The organism is Sphingomonas sp. (genome assembly GCF_031380695.1).
In the GTDB taxonomy this organism is placed as follows: domain Bacteria; phylum Pseudomonadota; class Alphaproteobacteria; order Sphingomonadales; family Sphingomonadaceae; genus Sphingomicrobium.
This window is the reverse complement of the sequence record NZ_JANMWY010000288.1, coordinates 1-14,444: the sequence shown is the minus strand read 5'-3', so window position 1 is coordinate 14,444 and position 14,444 is coordinate 1. Positions and strand designations below refer to the sequence as shown.

Sequence of the window (14,444 nt, the reverse complement as noted above, 5' to 3'; positions counted from 1 at the left end):
GATCGCCAATGCGCTTCGGGCCTGGTCGCCATCGCGACCGCCGCCAAACAGGTCATCGTCGATCGCATGGACGTGTGCGTCGCGGGCGGGGTCGAGAGCGTCAGCCTGGTCCAGACCGGCGAGATGCGCGTTGGCGCCGATCCCGATCTGCTGGCGATGCACAACGGCGTATACATGCCGATGATCGACACCGCCGAAGTCGTCGGCAACCGCTACGGCGTCAGCCGCGAGCGGTGTGACGAGTATGCCCTCCAGTCACAGCAGCGCACCGCCGCCGCACAGGCCAGCGGCGTGTTCGCCGACGAAATCATCCCCGTCACCGCGACGATGGGCGTCAAGGACAAGGAGACCGGCGCGGTCTCGATGCATGAGGTTACGATCGACAAGGACGAGGGCAATCGTCCGTCGACTACCCTCGCCGATCTCCAGAAGCTCCAGCCCGTACGTGGTGCCGCCGACAATATCATCACCGCCGGCAACGCGTCGCAACTCAGTGACGGTGCCTCCGCCTGCGTCGTCATGACCAGCGACATGGCTCAGCAACGCGGCCTGACCCCGCTCGGCCGCTACCTCGGCATGGCCGTCGCCGGCACCGAGCCCGACGAAATGGGCATCGGCCCGGTCTACGCGGTCCCCCGCCTGCTCAAGCGCTTCGGTCTCCAGGTCGCCGACATCGGCTTGTGGGAGCTCAACGAAGCGTTCGCGGTGCAGGTACTCTACTGCGCCGACACGCTCGGCATCCCGATGGACAAGCTCAACGTCAACGGCGGCGCCATCTCGATCGGCCACCCTTATGGCATGAGCGGCGCGCGCCTCACCGGCCACGCCTTGCTGGAAGGCAAGCGTCGCGGCGTCAAGCACGTCGTCGTGACGATGTGTGTCGGCGGCGGCATGGGCGCGGCGGGATTGTTCGAGGTCCTGTAGCGCCGAGCCTCTTTCGCCGACACGCAAAGCGAGGCACCGGACTCAGGCGAGAGACAGGAGAGGTCGGCCGCCCTGCCCGGTCTGCCGGGACAGGATCGACGTCATGGGATTTTATTCCCATGACGGCTTTGCCGCGCACAGACCGCTGTCGCTTGCGTTGGCCGACTCGATCCTCCATCTTTTTGCTGTCCGTCCGGGCAAGGGAAGCGAATGAATCCGACCGAACTCATCGCGCTCGCCGCATCGACCTCGCTCCTCGCCGGCTGGCGCCTCTACCTCGTGACCTTCGTCACCGGCCTCGCCATGCATTTCGGCTGGATCGCCCTGCCCGCGAACCTCCATCAGCTCGACATCCTCGCCAATTGGTGGGTGATCGGTGCCGCCGGAATCGGCACGCTTGCCGAATTTTTCGCCGACAAGGTTCAGTTCGTTGATAGCGCATGGGATGCGGTGCACGCCTTCATCCGCCCGCTCGGCGGCGCGCTGCTCGCTCTGGCGATCGTCGACAGTGGCAACCCCACCTGGCAGGCGCTTAGCTTCCTGCTCGGTGGCGGCGCAGCGCTCGTTGCCCACACCGGCAAGGCCGGCGCGCGGGCACTGGTCAATGCCAGCCCCGAACCCTATTCGAACATCGTCGTCTCGGCCGGCGAGGACGTCGTCGCCACCGGGCTGATGGCGATGGCGATCGCTAACCCGGTCCTCGCGGCGATCGTCGCCGGCGTGGTCGTACTCGGCAGTGGCTGGCTATTCTACAAGGCGCGGCGCTTCCTCAAGGGCCTGTTCAACGCGGTCCCGCGCAAGCGACCGATGAAGAATATCACGCCTAGCTAAGGCGAAGCCTTAACCGTTACTGGCGATAAAATCCTCGACCACCGGGGCAATTTGCTCGCGCCACTTGCGGCCGTTGAAGATGCCGTAATGGCCGACGCCCTCGGCCAGCAGATATTTCTTCTTCGCCGGCGGCAGTTTCTTTGCCAGTCCGAGCGCCGCCTTGGTCTGGCCAACACCAGAAATATCGTCGCGCTCGCCCTCGATCGCCAGCAGCGCCGTATCCTTGATCGCGCCGACGTCGACTAGCCGCCCGCGATGCAGCATCTCGCCCTTGGGCAGTGCGTGCTTCTGGAACACCACGTCGATCGTCTGCAAATAGAATTCGGCCGTCATGTCGCACACCGAGCGATATTCGTCGTAGAACGCCCGGGTCGAATCCGCGTTCTCGTCGTCGCCCTCGACGAGATGCTTGAACAGCTCGAAATGGCTGACCATGTGGCTGCCCAGGTTCATCGTCATGAAGCCGGCAAGTTGCAGGAAGCCGGGATAAACCTTCCGCCCCGCGCCCGGATACATCATCGGGATCGTTGCGATCACGTTGCGCTGGAACCAGCTGTGCGGCCGCTGCGTCGCCAGCGTATTGACCGCCGTCGGCGCCTCGCGCGTGTCGACCGGCCCGCCCATCATCGTCAGCGTCAACGGTCGCGACGGATGTTTGTCGGCGTTCATCACTGCGGTCGCCGCCAGCGCCGGGACCGATGGCTGGCACACCGCCAGCATGTGCGGCCGCTGTCCGGTCTGCGTTTGGATCGTGTCGCAGAAGGTGATCAGATAATCGATATAATCGTCGAGGTCGAAGCTGCCGTCGCTGAGCGGAACCAGCTTGGCGTCGCGCCAGTCGGTGATGAAGACGTCGTGTTTCGGCAGCATCCGTTCGACCGTACCACGCAGCAGCGTGGCATAATGGCCCGACATCGGCGCCACGATCAGCAGCGGCGGTTGTTGCTGGCCGACGACATCCTTCGCGAAATGCTTGAGTTGTCCGAACGGCAGGCGCACCGCGATCTCTTCCTCGACCGCGACCCGCTTCTTGCCGATCATCGCCTCGGTGAAGCCGAACTCGGGCTTGCCGTAGGTCGCCGAGGCATGGGCGAACACGCCCAGGCTGGCGGCGACCAGCGGCCCCATCTTCGAATAGGACATTGGGTTGGCGGGATTATTGAGCCAGTCGGCACCCATCCCGGCCATTCTGCTGGCTCCGGAGAGCAGCGACCTTTGCATCTCATAGGCGTCGTACAGCATTCACGATCCTTGATCTGTCACTCCGAGCATCGGGGTCTGCGCCTGAAAGGCTCCGTCGGCAAGCGCTTCCTTCGCACCTGCACATGACAATGATGCACTGCACAGTACCCACGTTGAGCGATCCGCCGGCTGCTGCTAGTCGCAGGCCCATGGCCATCAACAGCGCGCGCCCCCGCGGCCGCAGCATCTCCAGTCTCGGCATGATCTGGCGCTTCGCCAGTCGCTATCCGGCGCGAATCGCCGCCGCCGCGCTGGCGCTGATCGTCGCCGCCGCCGCGACGTCGGGCGTGCCATGGGCGTTCAAGCTAATCATCGACAAGGGGTTCAGCAGCGGCGGTACGGGCGACATCGCTCGCTGGTTCGAGTATCTGCTGCTGCTCGTCGTGGTGATGGCGCTGTCGACCGCCACCCGCTTCTATTTCGTCTCGTGGCTCGGCGAGCGGACCGTTGCCGACATCCGCCTTGCCGTGCACCGCAACCTGCTGCGCCTCTCCCCCGGCTTCTTCGAGGAGAATCGCCCGGCCGAGATCACCAGCCGCCTGACGGTCGACACGACGATCATCGAACAGGTTGTCGGCACCACCGTCTCAGTTGCGTTGCGCAACCTCGTCATGGGGGTCGCTTGCATCGTCGTGCTGTTCATCCTCTCGGCCAAGCTTGCCGGCATGATGCTGCTTGGCATCCCGCTGATCGTCGAACCAATCATCATCCTCGGCCGCAAGGTCCGCGCCGTGTCGACCCGGTCGCAAGACCGCATCGCCGACGTCGGTGCCGTAACCAGCGAAGTGCTCGGCGCGATGAAGATCGTCCAGGCGTTCGGCCAGGAACCGCGCGAAACCGGTCGCTTCGGTGCCGCCGTCGAAAACGTGTTTTCGACGGCCAAGAAGCGCATGATGCTGCGCGCCGTAATGACCGCGATCATCATCTTCCTGATGTTCACCGCGATCATCCTCGTCATCTGGCAGGGCGCGGTCGACGTCGCCGCGGGCCGCATGACGGGGGGGACGATTGCCGCTTTCGTGCTTTACGGCGGGCTGCTCGCCGGCGCGTTCGGCGCGCTCAGCGAAACTTACGGCGACCTGCTACGCGCGGCGGGCGCGTCGGAGCGACTGAACGAACTGCTCTGCGCCGAGCCCGAGATCCGCGCGCCCGCTTCACCCATTCCCCTGCCTGACCCCGCGCGCGGGGCGCTGGCGTTCGAGGACGTCACCTTCCGCTATCCGACCCGCCCCGAAGTCTCGGCACTCGATCGCTTCACCCTCGCCGTCGCCCCGCGCGAGCGGCTCGCGGTGGTCGGCCCGTCGGGCGCCGGCAAGACGACCTTGTTCCAGCTCGCCCAGCGCTTCTACGATCCGCAGGCCGGCCGCATCACCCTCGATGGTGTCGATCTCACGGCCGCCGACCCGGCCGACGTCCGCGCCCGCATCGCCATGGTGCCGCAGGAAACCGTGATGTTCGCCGCCTCGGCGCGCGATAACCTCCGCTATGGCCGCTGGGACGCGAGCGACGACGAGTTGTGGACCGCCGCCCGCGATGCCAACGCCGAGAGCTTTCTCCGCGCGCTCCCCGACGGCCTCGACACCTTCATGGGTGAAGCCGGCGCGCGCCTGTCGGGCGGCCAGCGCCAGCGCATCGCCATCGCCCGCGCCCTGCTCCGCGATGCACCGCTGCTCCTGCTCGACGAAGCCACCTCGGCGTTGGATGCCGAAAGTGAGGCCCAAGTCCAGGACGCGCTCGACCGCTTGATGGAGCATCGCACGACGATCGTCATTGCCCACCGCCTCGCCACCGTCCGCGCCGCCGACCGCATCGTCGTGATGGACGCGGGCCGCATCGTCGAACAAGGCACCCACGCCGTGCTGACGAGCCAGGGCGGCCTTTACGCGCGCCTGGCGGCACTCCAGTTCGACGGTCTGGCGGCTTAGCGCTCGTTACTTCAGCGCTTGCCCCGGCGCGGGTGCAGCTGCGCCCAGCTCTTCGGCAGATCGCTTAGCGCCAGCGACCCCTTCCCGTCCGGATCGAGCAGCCGGAACCGGCGGCGCGCCGCGCCAAGCATTTCGTTGCGGTTGACCGCGCCGTTGAAGTCGATGTCCATCCCCGCGACCGGCTCGGGAATGTTGATCAGCCCAAACCGCCCGCCGCCCGACGGCCGGTCGGTCTTGAGGTCGCTTTCGATCTCGGTGCTCCTGCCGACCGAGGCGGAACCCTCGCCATCGCCGCCACCACCAGAATTTTCATAATAATGGCGCGCTCCGGCACCGCCAAAACTTTGGACCTCGGGGGCCACGTTACGCTCATAGCGCTGGACTTCGTCGGGCCTCAGCACCCCGTCGTGGTCCGTGTCGAGCGAAGCAAAAAAATCGCCAAAATCGACCGCAAACTCGCTCTCGCTGATCTTGCCGTCATGGTTGCGATCGGCCTCCGCAAACCAGCTTGCGACCGGATAGGCTGAGCCCATGCCTGCGCGGAACGGCTTGCCCGATGGCGCAATGAACACTTGCTCGTCGACCGATCGTGACGTCGGAACGACCGGCTTTGCGGGCGTCACTTGCGCCGAGGATGCCGACCCCGCCAGTCCCAGCAGCAACCATCCTGTCCGCATCGTCATTCTCCCGCATCGCGCGCATCACTGGCACAGCAGAGATTGACGGTTGCTGTCCAGCCCCAGCTTGCGCCTCGCCTGTTGCATCCGGTTCAGCTGCCCGGGCGTATACCTGTCATGGCACGCGAATCGCGAGCGCCCTTCGGAGACAATCATGCACGACACCGACCGCCGCGGCTTCTTCGTCACCATTGCCACCGGCATCGGCAGCGCGGTGCTGCTGAGCACGACCGGCTGCAGCCGAGCCGCCGTCGCCGCCGGCAATTTCGAAGTCCGCAAGTCGCCCGCCGACTGGAAGAAGCAGCTCGGCCCGCAGCGCTACAACATCCTGCGCGAGGCTGGTACCGAAACGCCCTACACCAGCCTGCTCAACAAGGAGCATCGGCGCGGCACCTTCGCCTGCGCCGGCTGCGCCCTGCCCAACTTTTCGTCGGCGACCAAGTTCGAAAGCGGCACCGGCTGGCCCAGCTTCTGGCAGCCTTTGCCCAGGGCCGTCGCGCAAAGCACCGATCGCAGCCTGGGCGTCGAGCGCGACGAGGTCCATTGCCGCCGCTGTGGCGGTCACCTCGGCCATGTCTTCGACGACGGGCCAAAGCCGACCGGTCTGCGCTATTGCATGAACGGCCTCGCTCTGACGTTCCGCCCGGCCTGACGAAAGCGCGAACGGATCGTCTCGAGACTGGAACTCTTCCCGCCCCTTCCCCATTGCAGATGACATGAGGCGCAGTATCACCGACCGCAAGGACCGGGTCCGTTCGGCCGTGCTGGTGGCAATCATCCACCTCGCGCTGGGCTGGGCGCTGGTCACCTCGCTCGGCTACAAGGTCATCCCGCGCGCCGACGAAGCACTCAAGCTGTTCAACCTCACCGACCAGCCCCCGCCGATCACGCCACTGCCAGAACAGACCCGCACCGAAACCCGCAAGCCCAAGGACCCCGAAGGCGCCGCCGCTCCGCCCGCGCTAAAGAACAGCCCGACCGAGGTCGTCGCGCCGAAGGTCGAGCCGCTCCGCCCGCCGCCCCTCCCCGCTGCGCCCGTCCCCGGCCTGGGCAGCGCTCCCGCCGCCGGTGCCGCACCGACTCCCGGCCCCGGCACCGGGCGCGGCGGCGTCGGCAATGGGCTGGGCAGCGGGATGTCAGGATATGGTAATGGCGGCGGCGGCAATGGTGGCCGTGCCTCGCCCCCGGTTCTACTCGCCGGCAATATCGACGAGCGCGACTATCCCCCGTCGGCACTCAACACGCACGCGCAGGGCGTTGTTCTGTTCGCCTTCACCGTTGCGCCCACGGGCCTGTTGAGCGACTGCCGCATCGTCCGTTCCTCTGGCAATCGCGCGCTCGACGACACCACCTGCCGCCTGGCCATGCGCCGCCTGCGCTACCGCCCCGCCGTCGATACCGCGGGCAATCCGGTGCCCGCCCAGGTGCGCGGCGAACAGTCTTGGGAGCTCGGCCCGGAGCAGGAACTGCCGGCCGAGGACGAGCGCCGCTAGGCCCCTTCAACGCAAATTGATTAATCTTCGCCCGATCAACTAATGCCAAAAGGGCGGCCCCTTGCAGGACCGCCCTTGGTGAAGCCTGGGCCGAAGCCAGGCGGTAGCGTCAGAAGCTGGCGTAGGATTCGTTACCGACGAAACCCATCTTTGTGACGTGCGCCCGTTTGGTTACGGCGAGCACCTCGTCGACCACCTCGTATCGCGCTTGCGGCTCGGGCTGGAGATGAAGTTCGGGGACCGGATTCATCTGCTGGCTGACGTCGAGATAGGTCCGCAGCAGCTTCAAATCGACCGGCGTCCCGTTCCACTGCACCTGTCCCGCCGCCGTGATGACCAGCTTGTTCTTGATCGGATCGACGACCACGTCGGTCGGTGGCGTGTTCTGCGGCAGGTCAAGCTTCACCGCGTGGGTTTGCGGCGGGATGGTGATGATCAGCATGATGATCAGAACCAGCATGACGTCGATCAACGGCGTCGTGTTGATTTCCATCATCGGTTCGCCGGCCGCATTGTCGCCGGTTGTCTGCATTGCCATGGTGGCGTGCTCCTAAAACTTCGGCGCTGGGCCTGGTCGACTGGGCCTAGAGCCGCGGGATGATGGTGCCGTCGAGGCTCGGCTGCGAAATAAACCCGACGCGCGCGAAGCCGGCGATCTGCATCGTGTAAACTGCGCCGCCGATACAGCGGTACGGGGTGTTGATGTCGCCGCGGATATGCGCTTCGGGCATGTTTTCCTCAGTGATGTTCTGCGCACCGCCGACCTTATCGACCTCGGCCTTCAGCTTCGCCACCGCCTTGTCGAGCAATTGCTTCGAATCGACTTTCTGCAGGTTCCAATAGATTTCGCACTTGCCGTCGGGCGCGGCGCGGACCGACAGCGAGACATTCTCGGGCTTGGTCGCGGTCACTTCATACCGGACGCTGGGCAGCTTGACGGGAATCGTCTGGATAACGACCGGAACCGTGATCAGGAAGATGATCAGCAACACCAGCATGACGTCGACCAGCGGCGTCGTATTGATGTCGGACATCGGGACGTCTTCGTCGTCGCCGTCTTGCTTGACACTCATTGCCATCGGGCGCTTGTCCTCACTTTATTCGACGAGCCGGTTGAACCGGCTTGATGTCACTCTCAATTCAAGGGCCGAGGCGGCACGAGTACCGCCTCGGCAAACAGTTAGCGGGTCGTTGTCGGATCAGCCTGCGCTGCCGTTCCCGTCATGCCGGTGCGAAGCGGCTCGGTGCCACGGGGGGTCGGGGCTGCGGCCGACTTGGTTGCCGGAGCAGCGCCAACCAGCTTCGGCTTCACCGCGCCGGCCGACATGATATAGCCATGAACGTCGTTGGTGAACGCCGCGAGATCCTCGACGATCGACTTGTTGCGACGGATTAGCCAGTTGTAGGCAAGCACCGCCGGGACGGCGACAACGAGCCCAAGCGCGGTCATGATCAGCGCTTCGCCGACCGGGCCGGCAACGGTGGTGATCGAGGCATCGCCCGACGCACCGATCTTGATCAACGCGCGATAGATTCCGATGACGGTGCCGAACAGGCCGATGAACGGCGCGGTCGAACCGACCGTCGCAAGGAAGGCAAGACCTTCGCCGAGACGGTTGCTGATACTGCCCTGCGAGCGTGCGAGGCTGTTCGCCATCCAGTCATGCTGGTCGACCGGATCGGTCAGCTTTCCATGCTGGTCCTGCGCGATGAGCGCGTCGTCGACGATCGAACGATAGGCACTGCGCGCTTCCAGCTTCGTCGATGCTTCCTTGAGACTGGGCGAATTCCAGAAATTTGCGCGTACCTTGTTGCCCTGCGTCATGATCTTCTGCTGCTGCAGAAGCTTGGTGAACAGGATGTAGAAGGTGCCGATCGAGAACAGCACCAGGATGATGAACACCGACCAGGAAATCACGCCACCTTCGTGGAGCGCCTGAAACAGGCCATAGGGATTATCGGTAGCTGCAGGAGCGGCGGGAGCTGGATTTTGCATAGGATATTTTCCTTTAGAAACTTGCTTCGATCAATCTGGATGACGGCGTTAATTCGCAGGGATCCGCCACGTAATGCGCTGTGAGTAGGTATCGGTGGTCGGCTGCCCGTTACTATCGACCGCAGGCGAAAAGCGAGCCCGCCTCCGCAGGACATTGCACGTCGCCGAGTCGAGCGCGGACGAACCGCTGGACGAGGTGATATTGCAAGCGGACACCTTGCCGTCGGTCCCAATGACGAGCTGCACCGCAGTAGTACCTTGCTGCTCCGACTGAAGCGCCGAATTGGGGTAATCGTCATCGGAGAAAAGGCCGACAAGGCTACCTTTCGCGCGGGCTGCCGATTGCTTGACGGGCGGCGGTGGCGGCGGTGTCGCGACCTTCGTAATCGGCGCAATGTAAGGGGGAGGTGTCGGAACCGACATAATGACCGCCTGTGTCGGCGGCGCGATGTTGACGATCGCGGGCGGTGTAACCACCGGCGGCGGCAGCACTTCCTGCTTCGGCGGCGGTGGCGGCGGTGCCTCGGGCGGCGGCGGCGGCTCGCTGACGTCGAACGTCTTGAGGTCCTCGGCCGCCTTCTTGACGACGTTGTAGGCCAGTCCAGTGACTAGCGCCCATCCAAGAACTACGTGGAGCAAAGCCACGACGATAATCGACGCGGTCCGATTGGAGCTCATCTGCTTGCGATTTGCGTAGGACATTAAGCCGCAACTCTCCTCATCTAGCCGCAAAATTCTCACGCTCGGAACGGGCTTTTTTTATACCCTTGAACCTAATCTCCGGATGCCGATGTATCAAGATATCATCGGACCCAAGGAATCTCATTAGTGAAGCCTTAATGGCGGCGCAACGAGTTTTGTTCCGTAACCGATACGCGCGCAAACGATTTAATCGCTCGGACCCGCCAATGAGGAAATTTCCACCCCGACTCCGTGCGCGTCGGCATAGACGTCCGGCTTGACGCTCGAAATTCGCAAGGCGGTCACGCCATGGCAGGCCGCGAACCGGTCGAACAACGATTGGAGCAATGTTTCCTGCAGGTTATAGCGCCGCGCGGATGCCGTTCGGCGCACTTCGTCGCGTAGAAAATCATAGTTCCAGGCGCTCGCCGGCTCGTCGTCCGCGGGCGCAAGCGCCATATCGAGCCACAACTCGACCGTCACCAGCAGGCGCTGCGGCGCGCCCACTTCATATTCGTGAAAGCCGATGTCGGTCATCACTTCCAACTGGTCGAGCGTGATCTTGCACTGCCGGATTTGCAGCGTGTCGGGGACGAGTCCCTGGAGCTTGAATGGTTCGTTCACTGCGATTCTCTACTGTTTGAACTGCACGTCGCGCGCCAGTTGCATGAACCGCTGCCCGCCGTCGATGGTCATCACCTCGCCAGTGACCGCCTCAGCCGCAATCAGATAGCGTAACGCGCGCACCACGTCGCCCGGCCCGACCCCTTGGCCCAGCGGGTTGAGCCTGTGCACCGTCGCGAAATTGCTCTGTTCGCCTGACGGGAGCATCACCGCCGGCGCGATGGCGTTGACCCTGATCCCCTGCCCTGCCATCGCCCGCGCCGCCAGCTCGGTCAACCCGGCGAGCGCCTGCTTCGACAGCGTGTAGCTCAGGAAATCGGGATTGGGCGCAGCCAGCTTCGCGTCGAGCAGGTTGACCACCAGCGACCCGCGCGGCGCGACCCGTGCAAACGCCTCGATCAGCAACGCCGGCGCGCGCGCGTTGACCGCCATGTGCGCATGAAACTCGTCTACGGAAAACGCCCCGAACCCATCCTCGACGAACCGCGCCGCATTGTTGACCAGCAGTCTCGGCCCCGGACCCGCCGCCGCGACGATCGCCTTGCCGCAGCCCGGATCGGTTAGGTCGGCGACCACTTTCACGGCTCCGTCAGCCACCGCGTCGTCGTGATGACGCACATGCGTCACCACCCGCCAGCCGTCGTCGAGCAGTGCCCGCGCGATTACTGCGCCAATGCGCTTGCCCGCGCCGGTGACGATCGCGGTGGGTGGAGCCTTGGCCATCGCCGATCCCTGACCCAGCCCGCCCGTTCATGCAAGACGCGCCTTCGCAAGGCTGGATCGCCCCCGCCGTCGCGCCTACAGCCAAGCATATGCCCGAGAGTCGCCCGCCCGTTGCCCTGACCGGACAGTCGCTCGATGCGCTCGCCGCTGTCCTTTCTGCTCGAACGCTCCCGCCGGTCGATCGCTGGCATCCCGATCATTGCGGGAACAGCGACATGGTCATCCGCCGCGACGGCAGCTGGACCTATCGCGGCGATCCAATTGCGCGCCCGGCAATGGTTCGCCAGTTCGCCTCGGTCCTGCGCCGCGAACCCGACGGCAGCCACGTCCTCGTCACCCCCGCCGAGCGCCTCACCATCGCGGTCGAATCGACCCCGTTCCGCGCCATCGCCTTGACCAGCGAAGGCGAAGGCCGCGACCGTCGCCTCGCGTTCGAGCTCGATCACGCCGACGCACTGATCGTCGGCCCGGCGCATCCGCTGACCGTGATCGAAACGCCGCACGGCCCGTCGCCGCGGGTCCTCGTCCGCCATGGCCTCGAAGCCGAGCTCAGCCGGCCGCTTTATTATGAGTTGGCCGAAATCGCGCTGGCCGAGGGTTACGATCCGCCCGGCATCTGGTCCGACGGCGCCTTTTTCCCGCTTGTTCCCGTCCACTCAGCAGTCGAAGGTGAGCGATGACCCTCATCTCCCGCCTGACCGACGCCCTCGCCCTCGCCGCACCCGAAGGGCTGTCGCCTGGCGACGTTGAGGAAGCGTCCGTCGCCGACACGCGTGAAGCAGCTGTCCTCGTCGCCATCACCGACCGGCCCGAACCGGGCGTCCTGTTCACCGTCCGCCACGAGGATCTGCGCACCCACGCCGGTCAGGTCGCCTTCCCCGGTGGCAAGGTTGATCCCGACGACCGCGACCCGGCCCACACCGCGCTGCGCGAAGCGTGGGAAGAGATTGCCCTCGATCCGGCGCGCGTCACCATTTGCGGCACCGCCGATCGCTATCGCACCGGCACCAACTACTGCATCACCCCGGTCGTCGGCGTGATCCCGCCCGACCTTTCGCTCAAACCCGACCCGCGTGAGGTCACCGACTGGTTCGAAGCGCCCCTGGCCTTCATCCTCGACCCGGCCAACCATGCACCGCGCCAAGCCGACTACAAGGGACGGCGGCGCAATTATATCGAGATCGACTGGCACGGTCGGCCCATCTGGGGCGCGACTGCGGCGATCATCGTAAACCTCTCGCGTCGCCTCAAATGGAGCTAGATCCCGCGGCTTGGCTGACCCGGCCCGGCCTGCGCACCCTGCTCGAAGCCCTCGACGTGAAGGGCGGCGCGACCAAACTCGTCGGCGGCGCGGTCCGCGACCTCGCGCTCGGCCTCGACGCCGCCGACCTCGACCTCGCCACCCGGCTCCTCCCTGACGAGGTCATCGCCCGGCTGTCGGCTGCCCGGATCAAGGCCGTCCCGACCGGCATCGCTCACGGCACCGTCACCGCCGTGACATCGGGCACGGTCGTCGAGGTCACCACCCTGCGCAGCGACGTCGCCACCGACGGCCGCCGCGCGACCGTCGCCTTCACCACCGACTGGGCCGCCGACGCCGCGCGCCGCGACTTCACCATCAACGCGCTCTACGCCGAGCCGCTCGGCGGCACGATCATCGACCCGACGGGTGAGGGCGAGGCCGACCTCGCCGCCCGACGGGTCCGCTTCATCGGTGCGCCGCTCGCCCGCATCGCCGAGGATCACCTCCGCATCCTGCGCTTCTTCCGCTTCCACGCCCGCTTCAGCGACGGTCCGCCCGATGCGGCCGCACTCGCCGCCTGCACCGCCCGTGCCAACGACCTCATGGCGCTGTCGCGGGAGCGGATCGCCGACGAACTGTCGAAGCTCCTCGCGCTCCCCGACCCGCTACCGACCATCCGCTTGATGGTCGAATCCGGCATCCTCCGCCCGGTCCTGCCCGAGATCGACGTCCCCGCGACCGATCGCCTCGCCGCCCTCATCGCCGCCGAGCAGTCCGCCCCGATCCCCGCTGACCGCTGGCGCCGCCTCGCCGCCCTGCTCCCCCGCGACGCCCTTGCCGCCGAGAAGATCGCCGCCCGGCTGAAACTCTCGAACAAGGTCCGCCAGCGCATGGCCCTCGCTGCCGACCCGGCCGACCTCGGCCCGGCGCAGGCTCACGCCTATCGTCTCGGCACCGAGTCCGCGATCGACCGCTTGCTCCTCGCCAGCCGCCCCGCCGACGCCGCCGCCATCGCCGACTGGCCAGTCCCGCGCCTGCCCATCTCGGGCGGCACGCTCATCGCCCGCGGCATTACGCAAGGTCCCGACGTCGCCCGCACCCTGCGCACAATCGAACAGGCCTGGCTCGACGCCGCTTTCCCTACCGGCGCCTCATTCGACGAACTCGTCACGCCGATCATTGCCGCCGCCCTTGACCCGCGATAAGCTCGGCACCGTGCACGCGCCCGCCTCCCCGACCGCCGATCCCGCCGCCCGCGCAGCGCTGGTCGAGGCGCTCGTCGCGACCGGTCGTGAGGACCGCGCCGCTTTCCGCACCCTCTATCGCCTGACGTCGGCGAAGCTTTTCGGCGTCTGCCTTCGTATCTGCCAGGACCGAAGCGCCGCGGAGGATGTGTTGAGCGATGTCTATCTCCTGATCTGGCGCCGTGCGGGTGCCTATGAGCCGGGCCGCGCCAGCCCGATCACGTGGCTTGCGACCATCGCCCGCAACCGCGCGATCGATTGGCGCCGTTCGGCCGCGAATCGCCCTTCCACGTCGCTCGACGACGCGCCGGACGTCGCCGACGAGCAGCCCTCGGCGGTCGATCGCCTGCTTCGCTCCGAAGAGGATTCACGCCTTCATTTGTGCCTCGACCAGCTCGACGACAAGCAGCGCCGTGCGATCCACACCGCCTTCTTCGATGGCCTGACCTATGCCGAGCTGGCCGAGCGCGATTCGGTTCCGCTCGGCACGATGAAGAGCTGGGTCCGCCGTGGCCTCCACCGGCTCAAGGATTGCCTCGATGCCGAATCCTGATCCGACTCTGCCGCCCGGCGCCGACCCCGACGTCGCCGCTGCCGAACTGGCGCTCGGCCTGCTCGAGGGCGATGAACGCGCCGCCGCGCTGCGCCGCCAGCTTGCCGAACCCGCCTTTGCGCGCGAGGTCGAGCGGTGGCGCGAGCATTTCGGCACGCTGTTCGCGAGTACTGTCGCCCGCGTCCCTCCGGCTCACCTTGCCGAGCGGATCGAGGCCCATCTCGACCGACCGCAATTAAACGCGCAGTCGCCGGCTGGGAAATATTGGCGTCCGCTCGCGCTCGCGTC

17 protein-coding genes and 1 pseudogene are annotated in these 14,444 nt (G+C 65.9%); 10 read left to right on the top strand and 8 right to left on the bottom strand.

Annotated features, from left to right (window positions below):
* Together RMN84_RS10475 and RMN84_RS10470 are read left to right on the top strand one after the other, a co-directional pair.
* Positions 1-924: acetyl-CoA C-acyltransferase (locus tag RMN84_RS10475; protein ID WP_309612113.1), on the top strand; the 924-nt coding region annotated here is incomplete at its 5' end.
* Between the two features lie 210 nt (positions 925-1,134).
* Positions 1,135-1,755 (top strand): DUF4126 domain-containing protein, encoded by a 621-nt coding sequence (locus RMN84_RS10470; RefSeq protein WP_309612112.1) that lies wholly within the window; start codon positions 1,135-1,137, stop codon positions 1,753-1,755.
* Positions 1,756-1,764: 9 nt separating this feature from the next.
* Here the strand turns inward: RMN84_RS10470 and RMN84_RS10465 are convergent, their stop codons facing one another.
* On the bottom strand, positions 1,765-2,997 hold the full coding sequence (locus tag RMN84_RS10465) for a polyhydroxyalkanoate depolymerase (protein ID WP_309612111.1): 1,233 nt from the start codon (positions 2,995-2,997) through the stop codon (positions 1,765-1,767).
* Positions 2,998-3,146: 149 nt separating this feature from the next.
* Here RMN84_RS10465 and RMN84_RS10460 point away from each other — a divergent pair, with 149 nt between their 5' ends.
* Entirely contained in the window at positions 3,147-4,922 is a 1,776-nt protein-coding gene (locus tag RMN84_RS10460) for an ABC transporter transmembrane domain-containing protein (RefSeq protein WP_309612110.1), read from the top strand.
* An 11-nt stretch (positions 4,923-4,933) separates the two neighbouring features.
* On the opposite strand, the gene RMN84_RS10455 is transcribed toward RMN84_RS10460, so the two are convergent.
* A complete protein-coding gene (locus RMN84_RS10455; protein WP_309612109.1) occupies positions 4,934-5,599 on the bottom strand; it encodes an EF-hand domain-containing protein in 666 nt (221 codons plus the stop codon).
* A gap of 154 nt (positions 5,600-5,753) precedes the next feature.
* Here RMN84_RS10455 and msrB point away from each other — a divergent pair, with 154 nt between their 5' ends.
* Positions 5,754-6,251 (top strand): peptide-methionine (R)-S-oxide reductase MsrB, encoded by a 498-nt coding sequence (gene msrB, locus RMN84_RS10450; RefSeq protein ID WP_309612108.1) that lies wholly within the window; start codon positions 5,754-5,756, stop codon positions 6,249-6,251.
* A gap of 64 nt (positions 6,252-6,315) precedes the next feature.
* Complete coding sequence (locus tag RMN84_RS10445) at positions 6,316-7,092, top strand: energy transducer TonB (RefSeq protein WP_309612107.1); 777 nt, start codon at positions 6,316-6,318, stop codon at positions 7,090-7,092.
* A gap of 109 nt (positions 7,093-7,201) precedes the next feature.
* On the opposite strand, the gene RMN84_RS10440 is transcribed toward RMN84_RS10445, so the two are convergent.
* From RMN84_RS10440 to RMN84_RS10415, 6 genes are all read right to left on the bottom strand, one after another.
* Positions 7,202-7,624 (bottom strand): ExbD/TolR family protein, encoded by a 423-nt coding sequence (locus tag RMN84_RS10440; protein ID WP_405051478.1) that lies wholly within the window; start codon positions 7,622-7,624, stop codon positions 7,202-7,204.
* 52 nt (positions 7,625-7,676) lie between these two features.
* Positions 7,677-8,171: a biopolymer transporter ExbD gene (locus tag RMN84_RS10435; protein WP_309612105.1), complete on the bottom strand. Its 495-nt coding sequence runs from the start codon at positions 8,169-8,171 to the stop codon at positions 7,677-7,679.
* Positions 8,172-8,272: 101 nt separating this feature from the next.
* Entirely contained in the window at positions 8,273-9,088 is an 816-nt protein-coding gene (locus RMN84_RS10430) for a MotA/TolQ/ExbB proton channel family protein (protein WP_309612104.1), read from the bottom strand.
* A 48-nt stretch (positions 9,089-9,136) separates the two neighbouring features.
* Positions 9,137-9,766, bottom strand: a complete 630-nt coding sequence (locus tag RMN84_RS10425) for a TonB family protein (protein WP_309612103.1) — start codon at positions 9,764-9,766, stop codon at positions 9,137-9,139.
* 210 nt (positions 9,767-9,976) lie between these two features.
* Entirely contained in the window at positions 9,977-10,393 is a 417-nt protein-coding gene (locus RMN84_RS10420) for a dihydroneopterin aldolase (protein ID WP_309612102.1), read from the bottom strand.
* A gap of 9 nt (positions 10,394-10,402) precedes the next feature.
* Positions 10,403-11,116 carry an SDR family oxidoreductase gene (locus RMN84_RS10415; RefSeq protein WP_309612101.1) on the bottom strand — a complete coding sequence of 238 codons (714 nt, stop codon included), beginning with the start codon at positions 11,114-11,116 and terminating at the stop codon, positions 10,403-10,405.
* Between the two features lie 89 nt (positions 11,117-11,205).
* Here RMN84_RS10415 and RMN84_RS10410 point away from each other — a divergent pair, with 89 nt between their 5' ends.
* The 5 genes and pseudogenes from RMN84_RS10410 to RMN84_RS10390 form a co-directional block, all read left to right on the top strand.
* Complete coding sequence (locus RMN84_RS10410; protein WP_309612114.1) at positions 11,206-11,796, top strand: DUF1285 domain-containing protein; 591 nt, start codon at positions 11,206-11,208, stop codon at positions 11,794-11,796.
* Positions 11,793-12,377: a CoA pyrophosphatase gene (locus RMN84_RS10405; RefSeq protein ID WP_309612100.1), complete on the top strand. Its 585-nt coding sequence runs from the start codon at positions 11,793-11,795 to the stop codon at positions 12,375-12,377. Before RMN84_RS10410 ends, RMN84_RS10405 begins: the two co-directional genes overlap by 4 nt.
* Positions 12,368-13,564, top strand: coding sequence for a CCA tRNA nucleotidyltransferase (locus tag RMN84_RS10400; RefSeq protein WP_309612099.1), 1,197 nt, complete (start codon positions 12,368-12,370; stop codon positions 13,562-13,564). The genes RMN84_RS10405 and RMN84_RS10400 overlap by 10 nt, the downstream gene beginning before the upstream one ends.
* Positions 13,551-14,156, top strand: a complete 606-nt coding sequence (locus RMN84_RS10395; protein ID WP_309612098.1) for a sigma-70 family RNA polymerase sigma factor — start codon at positions 13,551-13,553, stop codon at positions 14,154-14,156. Before RMN84_RS10400 ends, RMN84_RS10395 begins: the two co-directional genes overlap by 14 nt.
* Positions 14,143-14,444: pseudogene (locus RMN84_RS10390) on the top strand (hypothetical protein); the annotation flags it as partial. The gene RMN84_RS10395 and the pseudogene RMN84_RS10390, both read left to right, overlap by 14 nt.

Coding starts and splice junctions, on each gene's coding strand:
- RMN84_RS10470 (WP_309612112.1), top strand. CDS start 1,135: ATGAATCCGACCGAACTCATCGCGCTCGCCGCATCGACCTCGCTCCTC.
- RMN84_RS10465 (WP_309612111.1), bottom strand. CDS start 2,997: ATGCTGTACGACGCCTATGAGATGCAAAGGTCGCTGCTCTCCGGAGCC.
- RMN84_RS10460 (WP_309612110.1), top strand. CDS start 3,147: ATGGCCATCAACAGCGCGCGCCCCCGCGGCCGCAGCATCTCCAGTCTC.
- RMN84_RS10455 (WP_309612109.1), bottom strand. CDS start 5,599: ATGCGGACAGGATGGTTGCTGCTGGGACTGGCGGGGTCGGCATCCTCG.
- msrB (WP_309612108.1), top strand. CDS start 5,754: ATGCACGACACCGACCGCCGCGGCTTCTTCGTCACCATTGCCACCGGC.
- RMN84_RS10445 (WP_309612107.1), top strand. CDS start 6,316: ATGAGGCGCAGTATCACCGACCGCAAGGACCGGGTCCGTTCGGCCGTG.
- RMN84_RS10440 (WP_405051478.1), bottom strand. CDS start 7,624: ATGCAGACAACCGGCGACAATGCGGCCGGCGAACCGATGATGGAAATC.
- RMN84_RS10435 (WP_309612105.1), bottom strand. CDS start 8,171: ATGGCAATGAGTGTCAAGCAAGACGGCGACGACGAAGACGTCCCGATG.
- RMN84_RS10430 (WP_309612104.1), bottom strand. CDS start 9,088: ATGCAAAATCCAGCTCCCGCCGCTCCTGCAGCTACCGATAATCCCTAT.
- RMN84_RS10425 (WP_309612103.1), bottom strand. CDS start 9,766: ATGAGCTCCAATCGGACCGCGTCGATTATCGTCGTGGCTTTGCTCCAC.
- RMN84_RS10415 (WP_309612101.1), bottom strand. CDS start 11,116: ATGGCCAAGGCTCCACCCACCGCGATCGTCACCGGCGCGGGCAAGCGC.
- RMN84_RS10410 (WP_309612114.1), top strand. CDS start 11,206: ATGCCCGAGAGTCGCCCGCCCGTTGCCCTGACCGGACAGTCGCTCGAT.
- RMN84_RS10405 (WP_309612100.1), top strand. CDS start 11,793: ATGACCCTCATCTCCCGCCTGACCGACGCCCTCGCCCTCGCCGCACCC.
- RMN84_RS10400 (WP_309612099.1), top strand. CDS start 12,368: ATGGAGCTAGATCCCGCGGCTTGGCTGACCCGGCCCGGCCTGCGCACC.